We start from the raw sequence: 19474 nt of genomic DNA, 5'->3' as shown, positions 1-19474 counted from the left end.
TCAGCCGCTGATCGAACCGGAGAGCGCGTCGAAGGCGCGTTCGGCGACCGCGACCCCCGCACACTGCGGATCGCATACAGACAGAAAGAGCAGTGCGGCGAAGGCGTACGTCAGCGCCATTTGAACCCGGACAGCGCGCTCGGGGGGCAACTGGACCGTCGCGAGGAGACACGCGACGGGAACGGAGGCCGCGCCGACGGCGAGCCCGGGAGAGACACTGAGGAGTCCCGCCGCTCCGGAGAGCCCGACGCCGACGGACGCGGCCGCCGTGAGCAGGAAGATGCCGGCCGCGATCCGCTCTGCCCGCGCCGCTCCGAACGCGACCGGAAGGGTCCGTTTGCCGATCGACCGATCGAACGATTCGTCGAGGCGGTCGATACCGACCTTGATTCCCGCGAGCAGACCGGCGACGAGCGCGGCGACGGCGGCGACGGTCCCGGAAACTGTCGCCTGCGCCGCGTGAGCACCGATCAGGGCGACGCCGATTCCGATCGGATAATCGACGGTGACCGTCAGCGGATGCCGGTCGAAATAGGGAGCGTGCAGGAGCGCGAGTCCGAGCAGCAAGAGCGTCGAGAACGCCGGGATCGGTCCCGAAAGAGTCGCCAGAATAGCGGAGAGCACGATCACGGCGGCGGACCCTAGCCGGATTCCCCCGCGGAACGTCGCCACGGAGAGCCGCGGGGCCTCTTCGCCGCGCAGATGGCCGTCGACGAAGCCGTCGCGGAGGTGCGCGACGAACAGGGCCAGCCCGACGGTGCCGGCGTGGAGGGCGGCAGTGCCCCACTCGAACTCCGCGGCGGGTGCCAGCGTTCCGCCGTAGGCCGATATCCCGACTGCGGGGAGCATAAACGTGGGCCGAACGTACGCGAGGATGCCAGCGATTCCGTCGCGCACTCGTGCCATATCGCCTCGGTACCGCCCGATCTGTAATAAATTCGCCGTCGTCGCTGTCCCCTCCACTGGCGGGCGTCCCGTCTCCTGACGACGTTTTCAATCTCACAAGGCTAGCATCCTGATATCGACACGTCCGTCGACAGGAACCGCATCACGAATCGTCACCGATCAAAACAATTAATGCTGCAGTTGGCCTGTTGATGCCTAACACGAGACTATGAAACTAGGAGATGCCCTCGCGCGCTCGGCCCGCTGCTATCCCGACAAACCGGCGCTCGTAACCGACGACGGCCGTTCGTTCACGTACGCCGAACTGGACGACCGGAGCACACGACTGGCGAACGCCGTCACCGAACGGGTCGGGACGGAGCGGTTCGCCGTGCTCGCGATAAATCACTTCTCAGCTATCGAATCGATGTGGGCCGGGAACAAGCGCGGCCTCGCGACGGTGCAACTCTCCTACCGGGCGACGGTGAGTGAGTTACAGCAGATGGCCGACACCGCGGAGGCGGAGGCGCTGGTCTTCGACGACCACAACGTCGACGACGCCCTCGACCTCCTCGATCGCGGCGCGTTCGACGCAGCCCTCCACGCCGGCGACCGCGACGTCGACCACGAGGCCGTCGAGTCCTACGAGGCCGTCCTCGACGACTCGGATCCGAGCCTCGACGGGTCGCTGCCGGCCGACGACGAGTGCGCGGTGCTGCACACCAGCGGGACCACGAGCGTCCCGAAGACCGTCGCGTTCGACCAGGATCAGCTCTGGTACGGCGCGGCGCAGGTCATCATGGAGCACGGCATCGACGAGACCGACACCGCGCTTTGCACCTCGCCGTGGTACCACATGGTGACGACCGACGCGTGGCTGTATCCGCACTTCGTCGCGGGCGCGACGGTCGTCCTGCACTCGACGTTCGATCCGGAGGAGGCACTGGACCTGATCGAGACCCACGAGGTCACGGGGCTGCTCGCCGTGCCGACCCAGCTGAAGGCGCTCAACGACATCCAGCGCGGGGCGGAGATGCCCTACGACACCGACACGCTGTCGTACATCCGGACCGGTGGGGCCATCGTCACGGAGAACCTCATCGAGGAGACCCACGAGCACCTCTCAGAGCACGTCTACAACACCTACGGGATGACCGAGGCGGGGCCCGACCTCTCCTTCGCACACCCGAGCGTCCAGGAGGAGCATCCCGGAACCATCGGGAAGGAGTCGTTCACCTGGGAGATCCGCGTCGTCGAGACCGCGCCCCTCTCGGAGGACCCCGACCCCGACGCCACCGTCGACGCCGGCGAGCGCGGGGAGATCATCGCCCGCGGTCCGGGGATGTCCCACGAGTACATCGACAACGAGGAGGCGACCGAGAAGTCCTACTTCGACGGCTGGCTCCGCACCCGCGACGTCGCACGGATCGACGAGGAGGGCTATCTCTACATCGTCGATCGCGTCGACAACATGATCAACAGCGGCGGCGAGAACGTCTACCCCGCGGAGGTCGAACGCGTCCTCGGTAACCATCCCGACGTGGCAGAGGCCTGCGTCTTCGGCCTCGACGACGAGGACTGGGGACAGGTCGTGACGGCCGTCGTCGTCACAGAAGACGGCGTGGAACTCACGGAAGACGAACTCGAGGAGTACTGCCTCCAGCACGACGGCCTGGCCGACTTCAAGCGTCCGCGGGCGTACGCGATAACGGACGAGGAACTCCCCCGCACCGACACGGGGACGATCCAGCGTGAGGACCTCGTCGAGAAGTACTTCTCGTAACGAGGGCTGCGGATTTTCTATTTCAAAACACGCTCGTCGGTCGACTGTGGCGGAGGTGTCCTCCGAACGACACCGACGGTGTTCAGAACAGGAAGGTGAACATCGCGATCTGAATCGGCAGCAGGAACACGAGCGTCGCGACCGTACAGAGTCCCGCCATCCGGCTCAGCTCCATCGTGTCGACCACGCCGAGCCCGAGCATCGCGACCAGGACGGCCGACTGGTACGGGAAGAAGTACGCGTTCAGCGCGACGCTCTCGATCATCGCGACGGGGACGAGCGGGATCCCCGCGCTCGTCGCGAAGGAGACGAAGACGGGCGTGATCACGCTCGCGACGGCCATCCCCTCCATCACGAACGCCAGCGACATCGAGACGACGACGACGAACACTAAGACGAGCGGCAGCGACGGATCGCTCGGCAGGTACGAGAGCATCGTGTCGGCCGCCAGGTCGGTGAACGCGGTCTGCTGGAGTCCCTCGGCGATGGCGAAGATCGCGCCGAGGAAGAAGAGGATCGAGAAGTCGGTCTCGCCGATCGCCCCGTGGTCGATGACCCCGATCCGGGGGGAAAACGACAGGAGCGCGACGACGACCGCGCCGAAGAGCGGGTGGAGCCCGTGGACGAAGTCCGTCGCCCAGACCGCGACGCCGACGAGGAGAAAGAGGAGCATCCGCCGCTCTTTGGGCGACGCGGAGACGGATTCGAGGCCCTCGGGGACGTCGATCGCGTCCGGGTCCCGGGGGCGATACAGGAGATACGTGACGGCGACGACGACGACGACGCGGCCGACGCCCATCACCGGGCCCATCCAGAGCGTCCACTCCGTCCAGGTGATCGCCGGTCCGCCGCTGGACTCGACGAGTCCAGTCACGATGATGTTCGCGAGCGAGCCGGTCAGAATGCCGGACGCTCCGTAGTAGGTCGCAAACAGCGGCCCGAGAAAGATCCCGATCTTCGCGCTCCGCTCGGTGAACAGGTCGCCGAGGGATTTGAGGATCGGCGCGAGGATCAGCACTCGCACGAGCGAGGAGGGGACCAACACCGCGAGCGCCAGGCTCCCGACCGAGAGGACCACGAGCAGGTAGCGGTAGACGGCGACGGCGTCGGTGGCGATCCGGTCCGGCATCCGGTGCAGCGAGGTCCGCTCGACGAGGCCGGCCAGTCCGCTCGCGGTCGCGGCCTCCCCGATGAGGAGCCCGACGACCACGAGCCACGTCGCGGGCGACTGGAAGCCGGTCAGCGCGAGCTCCGCCGAGAAGCCCACGCCGATCAGACCGATCCCGATCAGCGCGGTGAACCACGGGTCCACCGGCGACCCGATCCACATCGCGACGCAGAACAGCGTGATCGCGAGCATCCGAGCGGCCTCGGCCGACAGCGGCGCGAACTGGAGAACCGCACCGGCGACGAGGACCCCCGCGGGCAGGGCGAGCCAGGAGGGATCCACCGGGAGCGCCCCGCGAGCACGCGCCGGAATTCCATCAGTCATCGTTCGTGTCCGTCGTGTCACCGTGGACCACAATAGGGATGTCGATGCGTCCGCAGTGTGCGAATCATAAGCCGAACCGGTTCGGTTCTGACGGTATACTTTAACATCCGTGCCGGCGTATCGACGGCCGATGACCGACACCGATCCGACCGTGACGGAGATCGCACCGGACGTCTACGACATCACCGTGAAAGAGGCCCCCGACGCCCGCTGGCGCGTCTTCTGCGTCGACGGCGAGACGCCGACGCTCGTCGACGCCGGCTTCGAGGACACCGTCGACGTCGTCGCCGCCGCGCTCGACTCGCTGGGTATCACACCCGAACGGATCGTGATCACGCACGGCGACCCGGACCACGTGGGCGGACTGGCGGGTCTCGTCGAGCGCTTCGACTTGGAGGCGTGGGTCCCCGAGGGCGTCGACGTCGACGTCGCGGTGGATCACCGCTTCGCGGACGGCGATCAAGTGGGGCAGTTCACGGCCGTGCACGTCCCGGGTCACACCGACGCGCATCACGCACTCGTCGACGAGGCGACCGGCGTCGCCGTCCTCGGGGACGCGCTGTTCGGTTCGGACGCCAGGGGACTTCCGGCGGGGCACTTCGTCCTCCCGACGGCGCACTACTCTGCGGACGTCGCGGTCGCCGACGAGTCGCTCGCCCGGCTGCTCGACTACGAGTTCGAGATCGGCCTCGTGTACCACGGTTCGAGCGTGACCGAGGGCGCGAGCGAGAAGATCGCGGCGTTCGTCGATTTCGCCGGAAAGCGGTAGAGAGTCGAAAAAGCGCGTCGTTCGGAGCTGACGACCGACTTCAGCTCTCGGCGATCGCGTCCGAGAGGTCCTTTCCGGCGTGTTCGCCCAGGTAGGCCTCGATGACCTGGTCGTCGTTCTGGATCTCCTCCGGCGTTCCCTCCGCGATGAGTTTCCCGTTGTCGAGTACCATCACGCGCTCGCTCACGGTCATCAGTGCGCGCATCACGTGGTCGATGAGGAACACCGTTTTCCCCTCGTCGACGATGTCGCCGACGAGGTCGATGATGCCTTCGGTCTCCTCGGGATCGAGTCCGCCGGCGACCTCGTCGAAGAGGACCATCTCGGGATCGGTCGCGAGAACGCGGGCGATCTCGAGGCGCTTGAGTTGGCCGACGCTGAGTTCCCCCGTGTCGGCGTGCATCTGCTCTTCGAGTCCGACGAACTCCAGCATCTCCGCGGCCCGTTCGCGCGGATCGTCGAACTTTCGCCCGCCGAACGACGCGCCGACGGCGACGTTCTCGAGGAGCGAGAGGCTCCCGAACGGTCGGACGATCTGGTGGGTCTTCGCCAAGCCGCGGTGACAGATCTCGTGTTGCGTCTCGCCGGTGATGTTCTCGCCGTCGAAGAACACCTCTCCCTCCGTCGGCGGGTGAACGCCGGTTATCGTCCGAAACAGCGTGCTCTTTCCGGCCCCGTTCGGACCGATGAGCCCGACGGCCTCGCCGCGCTCGACAGTGAAGGAGACGTCTTCGATGGCGACGACCCCACCGAACTTCTTCGTCAGCCCTCGACCTTCCAGTAACGTCATTATCGATCGATATCCAACCCACGATGATAAACTTACGGAATAGTCGAGCAGACTCCGTGAGTCGGAGTAACCGGTCGCGGTCGGTATCACGGAACGTCCGCCTCCGGCCGAAACGCGTCGGTGGGAAGTCGACTGCGGGGGAAAACGCTTTGACGGTATTCGGTTTACGTGAGACCGTGACTCTCAAACAGCTCTTCGAACCCTCGGGGATCGCCGTCGTCGGCGCGTCGGCGACCGAGGGGAAGATCGGGTACGAAGCGATGGCGAACGCCGCGGAGTTCGACGGGCCGGTGTATCCGGTGAACCCGTCGGCCACGGGAGAACTGTTCGGGTCGGAGTTCGTCTCGTCGGTGACCGAAATCGACGGCGACGTCGACCTCGCGCTCTGCTGCGTTCCAGGGCCTGCCACGCCGGACGTACTGGAGGAGTGCGGGGAGGCGGGCATCGGTGCGGCCGTCATTTACGCCAGCGGGTTCGCCGAGGCCGGCGAGGACGGCGAGAAGCTACAGGAGGCCATCGTCGAGGTCGCCAGGGAGTACGACATCTCGTTGCTCGGGCCGAACACCAGCGGCTTTCTGGTCCCCGGGATCGACCTCCGGTGTACGTTCGCCAGCGGTGCCGAGGAAGTCCCACCGGGGAACACCGCGGTCATCGCCCAGAGCGGCGGGGTCGCACACGTCCTGGCGTTCCAGTCTCGTCGGCAGGGCCGCGGCATCTCCGCGATGGTCGGCCTCGGGAACCGGGCCAACGTCGGCTTCGCCGAGACCGTCGAGTACTTCGACGGCGACGACCGGACGGACGCCATCGTCCTCCACGTCGAGGGGACAGACGACGGCCGAGGCCTGCTCGAAGCCTGTCGAGAGAGCGACACACCGGTGATCGCGTACAAGGTCGGCCAGTCCGACGTCGGCGACTTCGCGGAGTCCCACACGGGGGCGCTCACGGGCGATCACGAACTGTACACCGCGGGCTTCGCCCAGTACGGCGTCCCGACGGTCGACGCCACTGACGACCTGCTGGACGCCGCTGCGGCGCTCGGGAACTCCCCGACTCCCGACGGCCCGAACGTCGGAGTCGTCACCGCCCAGGCCGGACCGGGGATCATCATCACGGACCGCATCCAGCGCGCCGGCGGGCGGCTCCCGGAGCTGACCGAAGCGACCCAGGAACGCGTCGACGAGATCCTCCCCGGGATCACCTACGCCGACAATCCCGTCGACACCGGCCGACCGATGCCCGAGTTCGGGGATATCGTGACCGCCGTCGCCGAGGACGACCGGATCGACATCGTCCTCGTCTACGAACTGTTCGAGGCGGCGCTCGGCCTGCCGGTCGACGCACTCGACGGTCTCGCAGAACGCGTCGACAAGCCCGTGCTGTTCGCGACCGAGGGCATCGAGGAGGCGCTGGCCGGCCAGCGCGAGGAGCTGAAAGACGTCGGCGTGCCGTTCTTCGAGACGCCCGAACGCGCGGCCGACGCCGCCGGCGCGCTCGCTCGCTACGCGCAGTTGCACGGCGGCGACCGCGTCGCTGACGGCGGGTCGATCCCCGCCGGAGCCGTCGCCGACGGTGACGTGTCTGCCGGAGCCGGTGCCGACGGTGACGTGTCTCCTGGCGTCGTCGACGAGGAGGTGGCAGCCGATGAGTGAGTCCCTCCCGGACCCGATCGCCGCCGCTCGCGCCGACGGCCGCGACACCCTGACCGAGGCCGAGGGGAAGCGGCTCCTCGCGTCGGTCGGCGTCGACACGACAGCCTTCGAGGTGTGTTCGGACGTCGACGAGGCGGTCGACGCGGCCGATCGAATCGGCTATCCGGTGGTCGTCAAGGTGTCCTCACCGGACGTCACGCACAAGAGCGACTGGGCCGGCGGCGTCGGCGTCGCTGTCGGACTCGACACCCCCGAGACGGTCAGAGAAGCCGCCGAGGCGATCTTCGACGCCGCCTCCGAGCGGGGAATCGAGGCCGACGTCCTCGTCGAAGAGGCGATGGATCTCGAGCGCGGCACCGAGGTTATCGTCGGCGGGGTCCGCGACCCGTCCTTCGGTCCGGTCGTGCTCACCGGACTCGGCGGCGTGTTCACCGAGATATTCGAGGACACCAGCCACCGGATCGCACCGATCGACGCCGAGGAGGCTCGCGCGATGATCGAGGAACTGCAGTCCGCGCCGCTGCTCTCGGGCTACCGCGGGAGCGACCCCGCCGACGTCGGGAGCCTCGCCGAGGCGATCGCGTCCGTCGGCGATCTGGTCGACGACTACCCGATCGCGGAACTCGACGTCAACCCAGTTCTTGCGACGACCGATGGAGTGATTGCGCTCGACGCGCTGGTCGTACTCGAGGAACGATAATGTACGAACGCACCTGGACGGTCCGGTTCTCGGACACCGACCCGCACGGCATCGCTCACTACCCCCGTATCGTGGACGCGCTCCACGAGACCTCGGATATGTTTATGCAGGAGATCGGCTACCCGTTCTGGGAGCTCACGGAGAACTACGACTTCGGGTTCCCGCTCGTCGATATGCAGTTCGAGTTCAAGGCCCCGCTCCACGCGGGCGACGACGTCCGGATGACGCTGACCCCGGATCCGAGCACGCGGGCCGTCAGGTTCGAGTACGAAGCGTACAACGGCGACACGCTGGCCTTCTCGGGGTACGAACAGCGTGTCTGTGCCGAAACCGGCGGCGGCGGCGCAGTCGAGATCCCCGACGAGATCCACTCGAAGTTCGTCGAGTACGCCGAGGAGTAATCACGGCGAGCGGACGCGACGGCTCTTTCGGACCGCGGGCGGAGTCGCGACGCCGACTCGTTCCGCGATGGAGGCGGCCGCGGTCGGTCGATAGGGTACCGATGGCGGACAGTCGGCACTCGCTCGCGAGGACTTCTCCAGCGGCGTTGCCGCCGGTTCCGCGCCGTCCTCTTGCTCCCCGCGCCGACGTGCCGAGCAACCGCGATCCGGCGCGGGGTCGTTCTCATCGCACAGCGCAGGTGGTCCCGTCTTCGTATATAAACCCTCGACCGGGAGCGTCGAGTCTGGCGATACGCTTTTAGGAATTACGCGAGTAGCGTGTGGTATGGCGGAGTTCGAGAACCCGTACGCAACCAATGATCCGTTCGTCGAGGCGCACTTCGACTGTCTGAACTGCGGCGGTAAGCTCTGGGAGTACGCGATTCAGCGACAGATGGTGTGTGAGGAGTGCCGGTCGCTCTTCAGCACCGAAGAGGTCTTCGAGGCGCAAGCCACAGAGACCGCCGAAGCGACCGCATAAGTAGCGCGTCCCGTCGTCGTCCCGTTCAGGGTTCACGGCCGTTCTGAGGGGTATCTACGTCGTTCTGTGGCGTGCGGGCGTCCAACACACTTATTATCGAGTTTCACGAATAATCGCGTATGGCACAGCAAGAGCCAGAGGAACTCCTAGAGATGAGTTCCAACACCCGGGACATCCTCGAGGAGCACGACCTCCGTCCGCTCTGGGAAGTCGAAGACGAGATGGGGACCGTCCTCGACGACCCCGAGGCGGACATCTGGAAGTGGGACGACATCAAGGAGTCCATCGACGCGATCGAGCGCGACGTGCCGATCGCGGACCTGCCGCCGGGGTTCCAGCGGCGAGTCGCCGTTCCGATCAACACGGCGAACGCGATCTCGAACACCATCTACGTCGGAATCCAGACGGTTTCGCCGGGCGAGACCGCGCCGTCACACCGCCACGGGGCGAACGCCCTGCGATTCACCATCGACGGCCACGAGGACATGAAGACGGTCGTCGCCGGTGAGGAGTTCCCGATGAAGGACAACGACCTCATCACGACGCCGCAGTGGGAGTGGCACGACCACGTCAACGAGAGCGACGAGACCGCCGCGTGGCTCGACGTGCTCGACCTCCCGCTCGTCCTCGACTCGCTGAACGCCAAGAACACCTTCGAGTACCACGAACTCGAACGGCAGCCGGTCACGAAGAGCCAGGGCTACTGGGCCTCCCAGTACGGCCGCGGCCGCGCGGAGGAGGACCTGAAGGAAGACGGGATCCCAGGTCCCTTCGAGGGGAACCAGGAGCCGACGCCGCCCTATCGCTTCCAGTGGGCGGAGATGGTCGAGTCGCTGCACCAGCGCGCCGACAACAACGACCCGAACCCGAACGACGGCTACAGCCTCTCGTACGTCAACCCCGCCAGCGGCGAACCGCCGCTGTTCCCGACGATGTCGTTCCGCGCGCAGTTGATGCAGGAGGACACCGACCCGCACTTCCACAACATGACCGAGGTGTTCTTCGTCATCGACGGCGAGGGTATCACCCACATCGGCGACGAGGCCTTCGAGTGGAGCCAGTGGGACATCTTCATCGTCCCGCCGGACGAGATCCACCACCACGAGCCCCACGGCGAGGCGACGCTGCTCGCGATGACCGATCGGCCGGTGTTCGAGGCGTTCAACCTCTACGCCGAGGCCGAACCGTCGTCGTAGTCACGGCCCGAATTCCGCCGCCAGGGTCGTCTGCGAATTTGTGCTCTGCGCTCTCTACTGTCCGAAACGAGAGTGGCTGGCATACCGCTTCTGGACCATACACTTTTATATTCCATTATAATTATTGTGTCACACGGTATGGCTCGTGATGACACCTCAATTCGACGACGGACGTATCTAAAGGGAGCCGGAGCGACCGGCACACTTGCGATCACCGGTCTCGCCGGTTGTACGCTCGGCGGGGGCGGCGACGACGGCGGTGACAGCGGAGACGGCGGCGGCGATAGCGGTGGGGACAGCGGCGGCGATAGCGGTGGGGACAGCGGCGGCGACACGACGCCGCTCACCATCGCCGGGACCGTTCCGGAGACGGGGAGCTTCTCCTCGCTCGGCGAAGACCTCCGACGCGGCTACGAACTCGGCGTCGCACGGATGAACGACGAACTCGACCGCGACGTCGAACTCATCCTCCGCGACGACGAGAGCGACGCACAGACGCTCCGCGAACAGCTCCAGGCCATCGTGAGCAACAACGACGTCAATATGATCTGGGGGAGCTTCTCCAGCCTGCTCGTCACGGCCGGGAGCGCCTTCGCGGAGAACCAGGGGCTTCCGTTCCTGGGGATCGCGTTCGCCTACGAGGCCCCGCACCGCAACGACAACTACGAGTGGACCTTCTCGCCCTTCCCGAAGTCCCGCGACGTCGCCCGCTCGACGCTCGGGACGCTCGAACTGATCGAGGAGGAGGAGCGCCCGACCAACGTCGGGATCTGGGAGCCGAACTCCGGGTGGGGCGAAGAGCAGGCCGACTACTGGGAGGACACGCTCAGCGAGGCGGGCTACGACGTCGTGATGCGCGAGGTCTTCGAGCTCGGTTCCTCGGACTTCTCGACGCTCATCTCGCAGGCGCAGAGCAACGAGGTCGAGGTGCTGCTCTCGAACCCGTCGCCGCCGGGCGGCATCACCGCGGTCAACCAGATGCGCGACAGCAACTGGGCCCCGAAGATGCTGAAGTTCGTCCGCGGCGCGGACCCCTCCGCCTGGTGGTCGGCGCTCGGCGAGGACGGCGCGTACGCGCTGATGTGTCCCGGCTGGGTGCCGGGGCTGACCGGCAACGGAAACGCGGCGCTCCGGGAGGCGTTCTTCGCCGAGTACGACATCGAGGCCGAGTACATGCCCGCGAACGTCGGCGGCTCGTACAACCTGACGCAGGTCGCCCAGCAGGCCGTCGAGGCGGCCGGATCCGTCGATCCCACGGCCGTTCGCGACGCGCTCCGGAGCACGGAGTTCGAGACCGTGATCGGCTCGTTCACCTTCGAGGAGAACGGGCTGCCCACCGAGGGCGAACTGACCGCGCCGACCGGTCAGTGGTGGGAGGGCGCACAGCGGCTCGCGTTCCCGGACACCGACTCCGAGCGCGCGATCGACTTCCAGTACCCGATCCCGCCGTGGAGCGAGCGATGACCGGCCGGACGGATAGCAGACACGCCTAACGATGGTCGCAACCGACCTCCTCACCCAGTCGGTAATCAACGGTCTGCTGCTCGGGGGCATTTACGCCCTCGCAGCCCTGGGTCTCTCGCTCGTCTTCGGTATTATGGACATCGTGAACCTCGCGCACGGCCACATGCTGATGGTCGGCGCGTACATCGCGATCCTCGTCTTCGCGGCGACGGGAATCACGCCGCTCGTGGGGATGTTGCTCGCGATGGTCCTGATGTTCGGACTCGGCGTGCTGCTGCAGAAGGTGCTGTTGAAGCACGTCGTCGACGAGGGGATCGAACAGCCGATCATCGTGCTGTTCGGTCTCGCGTTGATCCTGCAGAACCTCGGTCGCGTGCTCCTCGGCGGCGACTCCCGAACCGCCGATATCGGACTCCCCGGCAGCGGAATCGACATCGGGATCGCCTATATGTCGTTCCCGCGCACGGTGACGTTCGTCGTCAGTGTCCTGCTCATCGTCCTCACCTGGGCGTTCCTGCAGTACACGAAGACCGGACAGGCGATCCGCGCGACCGCGCAGAACCGAACGGCCGCGAAGTACATGGGGATCAACACCGATCAGATCTACGTCATCACGCTCGGTATCGGGACGGCGCTGGCCGGCGCGGCCGGCGCGCTGCTCTCGATGCTGTTCCCCATCGACCCGTACGTCGGGTGGTCCTACCTGCTGAAGACGTTCGCCGTGGTCGTCCTCGGCGGCGTCGGCAGCGTGCTCGGCACGCTCGTGGGCGGCCTCGTATTGGGCGTCTCCGAGAACCTCGGCGCACTGTACCTCGGCGGCGGCTACCGCAACATCGTGAGCCTGCTCATCTTCCTGGGCGTCCTGCTCGTCAAACCCGAGGGCCTGTTCGGTAGCTCGGGGGGTGGTGAGTAGTGGCGCTCCTCGAGAAGGCACCCGGCGAGACGCTCGCTACGGATCGCCGCGTCCTCGGTGCGGCAGCCCTCGTCGTGCTGTGGCTGCTGACCGTGCCGTTCACCACGACGGACTCGCTGACGGGGCTCGTCCTGACCGGCCTCGTCTTCGTGATGCTCGGCGTCTCCTGGAACCTGCTCGCCGGCTACGCCGGGCAGATCTCGCTCGGCCACGCCGCGTTCTTCGGGATGGGCGCGTTCGTCTCCGCGTGGTTGACGACGCCGTCGGCCGCCGGTTTCCCCGCGTCGATCCAGTTGCCCATCATCCCGGCGCTCGTGGTCGGCGCGCTGGCGTCGGCGCTCATCGCCCTTGTGATCGGGCCGATCATCTTCCGACTCACCGGCCACTACTTCGCCATCGGGACGCTCGCGCTCGCGGCCGTCATCGAACTCATTATGCTCGACCGCCGAGATCTAACCGGCGGCGCGACCGGGTATTACGTGCAGGGTGACCTCTCGCTGAGCGAAACCGTCTCGCACGGCGACGTGATGTTCTTGCTCACGCTCGTCGCGACGATCGTCACGGTGGTCGTCACCTACCTGATCGTCCGCGGGCCGACCGGCCTCGGGATGAAGGCGATCCACGACGACGAGGACGCCGCGAGCAGCCTCGGCGTCAACCCGCTGAAGTACAAGATGTACGCGTTCGTCGTCTCGTCGTTCTTCGCGGGACTGGCCGGGGCGCTGTACGGCCACTACACGCTGTACCTCAATCCCCAGTCGACGCTCGCGGTGACGTGGACGATCGACTCGCTCGTCATCGTCATCCTCGGTGGAATGGGAACGTTCGCCGGGCCGATTCTCGGCTCCGGACTGTTCCTGCTGCTCGACAACGGGCTTTCGGCGGTCGTCGGCGGGTTCTCCTCGGCGGTGGAGGGGATCTTGATCATCCTCTTCATCATCTTCCTCCCGAAGGGACTCTACGGAATCCTCAAGGAGTACCTCGTCGAGGAGACGGGCGAAACCGACACCGCCCACGACTGAACCGGGTCGGTCTCTCTTTTTCGTATCCGCTGTGAGAAAAGCTGGCGTAGTCGTGGCCTACGCGCCGAGGTAGGATTCTTCGACGCGCTTGTCCTGTGCGAGTTCTTCTGCCGTCCCCGACAGCGTGATCTCGCCGGTCTTTATGACGTAGCCGCGGTCTGCCACGCGGAGCGCGTTGTAGATGTCCTGCTCGACGAGGAGGACCGTCGTCCCCTCGTCGTTGATCCGCTGGATGGCCTCGAAGACGTCGTCGACGAGCACCGGTGCGAGTCCGAGGCTGGCCTCGTCGAGGAGCAGCAGGTCGGGGTCGCTCATCAGCCCGCGGCCGATCGCGAGCATCTGCTGTTCGCCGCCCGACAGCGTCCCGGCTTGCTGCTTTGCTCGCTCTTCGAGGCGCGGGAAGATATCGTAGACGCGTTCGAGGCGCTCGTCCATCCCGCTCCGGTCGAGGTAGGCACCCAGTTCGAGGTTCTCGCGGACGCTGCTCTCGGTGAACACCTCGCGTCCCTCCGGAACGTGGGCGACGCCCTTCGCGACGACGTCCTCGTGCGGCATATCGCCGATCGACTCCCCCTTGTATCTGATCTCCCCATCCGTCGGGGAGAGGTCCCCACAGATCGTCTTCAGCGTCGTCGTCTTCCCCGCGCCGTTGGCCCCAAGCAACGCCACTGTCTCGCCTTTCTCGACGGAGAGGCTCACGTCCCAGAGGACCTGCACGTTGCCGTACGCGACGTCTATCGAATCTACTTCGAGCAGTGACATCGATTGCCACGTGGTACGTCGGCGGCTTTCTTAAGCCTACCTTTCGGGCGGCGTCGGATCGAGGCGAGCGAGCGACTGACGGCCGTATCCAAAAGCGTACACTCGTTGCTATCGGCGGCGTTCCCGCGTCGCGAGCGAGCCTACTCCTGGCCGCCCTTCGTGACGTTGGCGTCGGCGTAGGAGACGTCGCGACCCGTGACGTCGACGGTCATCGAGCCGACGTCCTCGATCTCGGCGTCGATGGTGTCGCCGTCGTGGAGCTCGCTCACGCCTTCCGGCGTCCCCGTCGTGATGACGTCGCCGACTTCCAGCGTCGCGCCGAGTGACGCGTACTGCACGACGTCGGCGCACGTGTAGACCATATCGCCGGTGTTCTCGTACTGGCGGCGCTCGCCGTTCAGTTCCAGTTCCATCTGGAGGTCCTGCGGGTCGTCGATCTCGTCGGCGGTGACGACGCACGGCCCGATGACGGTGAACGTGTCGTAGGACTTGCGGTTCGAGCGGTCCTGATCGCCGCGCAGCGAGATGTCGAGCAGGATCGTGTACCCGAAGATGTGATCCCAGGCTTCCTCGGCGGAGACGTCCTTGGCCTCCTCGCCCATCACGAACGCGAGTTCGACCTCGTGGTCGGTCCGGCGGTCGTTGAACGGCAGTTCGATCCCGTGGTCGGGACCGACGACGCTGGAGGGGGCCTTCAGGAAGTAGCCCTTGTCCTTGATCGAGAACCACTCTTCCGTGGTGATGTCCTTGTCCGCGATGGCCTCCTCGATGTGGTTCTCGTAGTTCAGCGGCGCGGCGATGACTTTGCCCGGTCGCCCGACGGGCGAGCCGATATCGACGTCCTCGACGTCGTGGTCGGGCTCTTCGTCCTCGTATTCGGAGGCGTCGTAGTCGCCCTCGATGTACTCGACGAGCGGTTCGTCGCCGTCGAGTCCGAGGCGGTCCGAGAGGTCGATGACGCCGGTGCCGTCGTCGGTGAGCAGTCCGAGCTGATCGTCGTCGTAGCGGACGAATCGCATACGGGAATCATCGGCGGAATCCGTGATAAAAGATGCCTTTCGGCGCGACCGTCGGATCGAATCCGAGGAGTGCCGGCGGCAAGCGCCCGGCCTACAGGTAGCTCTCCGTCCGCGAAAGTTCGACGTCGCTCGCGACGTCCTCGCGGAAGTGCTCCGAAAGCGACTCCAGCGTCCAGCCGTCGGGACTGACGCCGACGGCCTCCATCGCCGGATCGGAGAAGACGCCGACGCGGTCGCCGCCGGCGTACAGCGTACAGCCCGTGATGTCCTCGGCCGCCTCGCTGGCCAGGTAGGCGACGAGCGGGGCGACCTTCTCGGGCGGCATCTCCGATTCGGTGTACGGCCGGTGTTTCTCGGGCACCGTCTCGGTCATCCTCGTGTACCCGTTCGGCACCAGGGCGTTCACCCGAACGTTCGAGCGGACCAGTTCGTTCGAGACCGAGCGGACCATTCCGAGGATGCCGGCCTTCGCGGCGGCGTAGTTCGCCTGTCCGAGGCTTCCGCGCGCCGCTCCGGCGCTGACGGCGAGATACGAGCGCTGGCGGTCGAAGCCGCCGTCGCCGTCTTCGCCGTTGCTGCCATCAGCGTCGCCGTCTTCGCTGTCACCTCCGTCGGCGTTCTGTGTCTCACTCGTCTCCCGCCAGTGCTTCGCCGCCGCTCGAAGCGGCGCGAACTGACCGGTGAGGTTCGTGTCGATGACCTCCCGCCAGTCCTCTTCGGTGAGTTTGTAACTGATTCCGTCACGGAGGATGCCCGCGAAGTTGCAGACGAAGTCCACGCGACCGTGCGCCTCGACGGTGTCCGCGATCAGGCGCTCCGCGTACTCGAAGTCGCTCACGTCGCCAGGGTGAGCGGTCGCGGCTCCGCCCCGGTCGCGAATCTCGGTCGCGACCTCCTCGGCGACGGACGCGTCGCTACCCGTTCCGTCGACCTCGCAACCGAGATCGTTGACGACCACGCGAGCGCCGTGTGAGGCCAGTTCGTGGGCCGCGGCCCGTCCGAGGCCGTTGCCCCCGCCGGCGACGATACAGACCGTCCCGTCTACCATCTCAGAACGGGAACTCACGCGGCTCGTGCTGCAGCGAGATCCACTTCTTCTCGGTCACCTCGTCGAGGAAGTCCGTGGAGTTGTAGCCGCCGAGGCCCGAGGCCTTCGTGCCGCTGAAGGGGACGTGCGCCTCGTCGTTGATGCCCTGATCGTTGACGTGGATGTTTCCGGAGTCGATCCGCTTGGCGATCTGGAGCCCCGTCCCGATGTCGCCGGCGTGGACCGAGCCGGCCAGGCCGTACTCGGTGTCGTTCGCCATCTCGACGGCCTCGTCGACGTCCGAGAACGGAATCACGGGCGCGATGGGACCGAAGTGCTCGTTGCAGGCGGCCGCCATGTCGTTCGTGGCGTCCGAGAGCACCGTTGGCCTGACGACCAGCGAGTCCTCGACGCCGTCGAGTTCGACCGTCTCACCGCCGGTTTCGAGCGTCGCACCAGCCTCGATCGTCTCCTCGACGAAGCCGAGCATCTGATCGCGCTGTGACTCGTTGATGATGGGTCCGAGGACGACCTCGTCGTGAGCACTGCCGGCGGGGAGTGCCTCCGCGCGCTCGGTCAGCCGCTCGACGTACTCGTCGTAGACGTCCTCGTGGACGAGGTGGCGGTTGATCGAGATGCAGACCTGACCCTGGTGGATGAACGAGCCGAACACCGCGGCGTCGATCGCCTGATCGAGATCGGCGTCCTCGGTGACGATGTGCGCGTTGTTGCCGCCGAGTTCCATCGCCGGGACCGCGAGGTTCTCCGCGGCGAGGCCGGCGACGTGCTGGCCGACCTCGGTCGATCCGGTGAACGCGACGACGTCGCTGTCGGAGTGACCGGCGATGTGGTCGCCGATCTCTGACCCCTTGCCGGTGACGACGTTGATCACGCCGTCGGGGAAGCCGGCCTCTTCGGCCAGCCGAGCCCAGACGAGTCCGCCGACGATCGGCGCGTCGGTCGCCGGCTTGACGACGACCGAGTTACCGGCTGCCACGGCGGGGGCGAGCGCCCGGGCCGTGAGGTTCAGCGGGAAGTTCCACGGCGAGATGACCGTGACGACGCCCTCGGGTTCGCGGTAGACGATGTTCTCCTTGCCGGGGATGTTCGAGGCGGCGGTCTCGCCCTTCATCCGTCGCGGGAGCGTCGCGGCCTCCGCGAGGTGGTCCTGCGTGATCTGGACCGAGGTCTCGCCGACGCCGTGGATGCCGCCGATCTCGGTCGTGATCAGATCGATGACCTCCTCTTGGTGCTCGTCGAGGGCGTGGATGAGACCCTGTACGAGTTCCTCGCGCGCTGCGGGCGGCTGTTCGCCCCACTCCTCCTGCGCCTCGACGGCCGCCTCGTAGGCGGCGTCGACGTCGCCTTCGGTCCCGCGGGGTACCTCTGTGACTACTTCCCGCGTGGACGGGTCTTCGACGGGCGTGGACTCGCCGCTTTCGGATTCGACCCACTCACCGTCGATATAGAGTTTGTTCCAGTCCGCGTCGATGCTGTATCGTGACTGGCCTTCGAGTGCCATACGTCACACTTACCGTGATTCACTAATGAAAGTTTGGTCAGATTGCGGAGTTTACCGGTAGTAGCCGGGTTACACCGATGATATTGGGGTTCACTGGGGGCGCTTTTTTGCTCCCGCGACGAGAGAAAACACTAAACGGTGCTGGTGACACGCTCTGATCGAACGACGGCGTCGCCGGCGGTCCGGATTCGGGCGACCGGCGCTCGTGACACACTGGTATGACTGACGTGCAAGACTCCGCGCTCGACTCGCTCACCAGTTGGCTCATCGTCGCGCTAGGCGTACTCCTGCTCGTGCTCGTCTGGGGTATCGTCTTCACGTTCACCGTGTACTCGCAGGCGCTGGAGAGCGCGTTCGGACTCACGAGCCTTCGGGTCTCGTCGGTCTTCTCGATCACGACGGCGGCGTTTTACGTCGCCGGCGGCGCGATCGGCGTCGTCATCGCCCGGGTGCCGCTGCGGCCGGTCGTCGCGGCCGCCGGTGTCGTCTTCGCCACGGCCGTCGCGCTGTTGCAGGTCTCTGCCTCCTACCCGGGACTCGTGCTCGCGTTCGGACTGCTCGGGACGGCCGGCGGCACGGTGTTCGTCGTCGTCATCTCGCTCGTCCCACAGTGGTTCGACGAGTACCAGGGCCGGGCGATGGGAGTCACGATGACCGGAAACGGGCTCGGCGTCTTCGCCCTGCCGCCGGTGTGGCTGTGGCTGCTCGAACGGACCTCGATCAGGGGAGCGTTCGTCGTCGTCGGCGGAGCGACGGTGGGTGTCATCCTGCTCGCGAGCCTCCTGTACCGTCGGCCGCCGGGGCGGCGAGGAACGGACGTCTCGCCGGTCGACTCGACGTGGCTCCGGTCGAACCTGACAGATCGCGCGTTCCTGGCGTCGCTCGCGGGGTTTGCACTGATCTGGAGTTGGTACTTCGTGCTCTCGGCGGACTTCGTCGGCATCCTCACGGAGAACGGCATCCGTCGGACGCTCGCCGCCACGGCGTTCGGGATCGTGGGCGGCGTGAGCGTCGCCGCCCGCGTGGCCAGCGGGGAGTTCGCCGACCGGATCGGGATGCGGGTGACGCTCGCCGCGGGCGTCGCCCTCGCGGCGCTCGGGATGGTCGCGCTCCCGCTGGTGACGACGCCGCTTCCGATGTACGCGCTGCTCGTGTGCTTCGGCGTCGGCCTCGGTGCGGTCGCGCCGCTGTTCTCGCCGATCATCATCGAGCGGTTCGGTCCGGCGAACGCGACCGCTATCGTCGGCATCTTCACGGTCGCGGAGGCGACGACGGCGTTTTCGATTCCGATCGTGCTGAACGTGCTGACGGGGATCACCGGTGGGTACGCCCCGCCGCTGGTCCTGATCGGCGGCCTGACGCTCCTCGGCGCGTGGCTGTTCTATCGGGGGACGGCCCCACAGGCGGGGTGACGCGTTCGCGGCGGTTCTGGGGATGTGGCTCCGTGGCCGCGGCTCACGGCGACTGTGACAGTCCTCGTCAACGGTGGCGAGCAGTCGGCACCCGCGCCAGTGCGCCCGCTGGATCCAGCGAACGCGACCGTACCCCGCACCGGTGTGC

Annotated in this window: 18 protein-coding genes; 11 read left to right on the top strand and 7 right to left on the bottom strand. The window is 66.5% G+C overall.

Features of this window, described 5'->3' with window-relative positions; translation table 11 throughout:
- Nucleotides 1–906 carry a UbiA prenyltransferase family protein gene (locus NO876_RS17035; RefSeq protein WP_256422870.1) on the bottom strand — a complete coding sequence of 302 codons (906 nt, stop codon included), beginning with the start codon at nt 904–906 and terminating at the stop codon, nt 1–3.
- Between the two features lie 208 nt (nt 907–1114).
- Here NO876_RS17035 and NO876_RS17030 point away from each other — a divergent pair, with 208 nt between their 5' ends.
- Nucleotides 1115–2668: a class I adenylate-forming enzyme family protein gene (locus NO876_RS17030; protein WP_256422869.1), complete on the top strand. Its 1554-nt coding sequence runs from the start codon at nt 1115–1117 to the stop codon at nt 2666–2668.
- 82 nt (nt 2669–2750) lie between these two features.
- Here NO876_RS17030 and NO876_RS17025 read toward each other — a convergent pair whose 3' ends face one another.
- Complete coding sequence (locus NO876_RS17025) at nt 2751–4160, bottom strand: SLC13 family permease (protein WP_256422868.1); 1410 nt, start codon at nt 4158–4160, stop codon at nt 2751–2753.
- 130 nt (nt 4161–4290) lie between these two features.
- Between NO876_RS17025 and NO876_RS17020 the strand changes: the two genes are divergently transcribed.
- Nucleotides 4291–4929: an MBL fold metallo-hydrolase gene (locus NO876_RS17020; RefSeq protein WP_256422867.1), complete on the top strand. Its 639-nt coding sequence runs from the start codon at nt 4291–4293 to the stop codon at nt 4927–4929.
- Between the two features lie 40 nt (nt 4930–4969).
- Here NO876_RS17020 and NO876_RS17015 read toward each other — a convergent pair whose 3' ends face one another.
- Nucleotides 4970–5719, bottom strand: coding sequence for an ABC transporter ATP-binding protein (locus tag NO876_RS17015; protein WP_256422866.1), 750 nt, complete (start codon nt 5717–5719; stop codon nt 4970–4972).
- A gap of 176 nt (nt 5720–5895) precedes the next feature.
- On the opposite strand from NO876_RS17015, the gene NO876_RS17010 reads away from it, so the two are divergent.
- From NO876_RS17010 to NO876_RS16975, 8 genes are all read left to right on the top strand, one after another.
- A complete protein-coding gene (locus NO876_RS17010; protein ID WP_256422865.1) occupies nt 5896–7368 on the top strand; it encodes a CoA-binding protein in 1473 nt (490 codons plus the stop codon).
- A complete protein-coding gene (locus NO876_RS17005) occupies nt 7361–8068 on the top strand; it encodes an acetate--CoA ligase family protein (protein WP_256422864.1) in 708 nt (235 codons plus the stop codon). Before NO876_RS17010 ends, NO876_RS17005 begins: the two co-directional genes overlap by 8 nt.
- Complete coding sequence (locus NO876_RS17000; protein WP_256422863.1) at nt 8068–8469, top strand: acyl-CoA thioesterase; 402 nt, start codon at nt 8068–8070, stop codon at nt 8467–8469. The genes NO876_RS17005 and NO876_RS17000 overlap by 1 nt, the downstream gene beginning before the upstream one ends.
- Nucleotides 8470–8794: 325 nt before the next feature.
- A complete protein-coding gene (locus tag NO876_RS16995; protein WP_256422862.1) occupies nt 8795–8989 on the top strand; it encodes a hypothetical protein in 195 nt (64 codons plus the stop codon).
- A 119-nt stretch (nt 8990–9108) separates the two neighbouring features.
- Nucleotides 9109–10185: a cupin domain-containing protein gene (locus NO876_RS16990; RefSeq protein WP_256422861.1), complete on the top strand. Its 1077-nt coding sequence runs from the start codon at nt 9109–9111 to the stop codon at nt 10183–10185.
- Between the two features lie 138 nt (nt 10186–10323).
- A complete protein-coding gene (locus tag NO876_RS16985; protein WP_256422860.1) occupies nt 10324–11649 on the top strand; it encodes an amino acid ABC transporter substrate-binding protein in 1326 nt (441 codons plus the stop codon).
- 31 nt (nt 11650–11680) lie between these two features.
- The gene (locus tag NO876_RS16980; RefSeq protein ID WP_256422859.1) at nt 11681–12562 is read left to right on the top strand and encodes a branched-chain amino acid ABC transporter permease; all 882 of its coding nucleotides are present in this window, start codon (nt 11681–11683) and stop codon (nt 12560–12562) included.
- On the top strand, nt 12562–13584 hold the full coding sequence (locus NO876_RS16975; RefSeq protein ID WP_256422858.1) for a branched-chain amino acid ABC transporter permease: 1023 nt from the start codon (nt 12562–12564) through the stop codon (nt 13582–13584). Before NO876_RS16980 ends, NO876_RS16975 begins: the two co-directional genes overlap by 1 nt.
- 57 nt (nt 13585–13641) lie before the next feature.
- Here NO876_RS16975 and NO876_RS16970 read toward each other — a convergent pair whose 3' ends face one another.
- The 4 genes from NO876_RS16970 to NO876_RS16955 all read right to left on the bottom strand — a co-directional run bounded on the left by NO876_RS16970 (nt 13642) and on the right by NO876_RS16955 (nt 17914).
- Nucleotides 13642–14346: an ABC transporter ATP-binding protein gene (locus NO876_RS16970; protein WP_256422857.1), complete on the bottom strand. Its 705-nt coding sequence runs from the start codon at nt 14344–14346 to the stop codon at nt 13642–13644.
- 140 nt (nt 14347–14486) lie between these two features.
- Nucleotides 14487–15365, bottom strand: a complete 879-nt coding sequence (locus NO876_RS16965) for a fumarylacetoacetate hydrolase family protein (RefSeq protein ID WP_256422856.1) — start codon at nt 15363–15365, stop codon at nt 14487–14489.
- A gap of 91 nt (nt 15366–15456) precedes the next feature.
- Entirely contained in the window at nt 15457–16413 is a 957-nt protein-coding gene (locus NO876_RS16960; RefSeq protein WP_256422855.1) for an SDR family oxidoreductase, read from the bottom strand.
- A 1-nt stretch (nt 16414) separates the two neighbouring features.
- Complete coding sequence (locus NO876_RS16955) at nt 16415–17914, bottom strand: aldehyde dehydrogenase family protein (protein WP_256422854.1); 1500 nt, start codon at nt 17912–17914, stop codon at nt 16415–16417.
- A gap of 218 nt (nt 17915–18132) precedes the next feature.
- Between NO876_RS16955 and NO876_RS16950 the strand changes: the two genes are divergently transcribed.
- Nucleotides 18133–19326: an MFS transporter gene (locus NO876_RS16950; RefSeq protein ID WP_256422853.1), complete on the top strand. Its 1194-nt coding sequence runs from the start codon at nt 18133–18135 to the stop codon at nt 19324–19326.
- The last annotated feature ends 148 nt before the right edge of the window (nt 19327–19474 follow it).

The organism is Halobellus rarus (genome assembly GCF_024494595.1).
Lineage (GTDB): Archaea > Halobacteriota > Halobacteria > Halobacteriales > Haloferacaceae > Haloquadratum > Haloquadratum rarum.
Note: the sequence above shows the minus strand (reverse complement) of the source record. Positions and strands in the feature narration are given on the sequence as shown.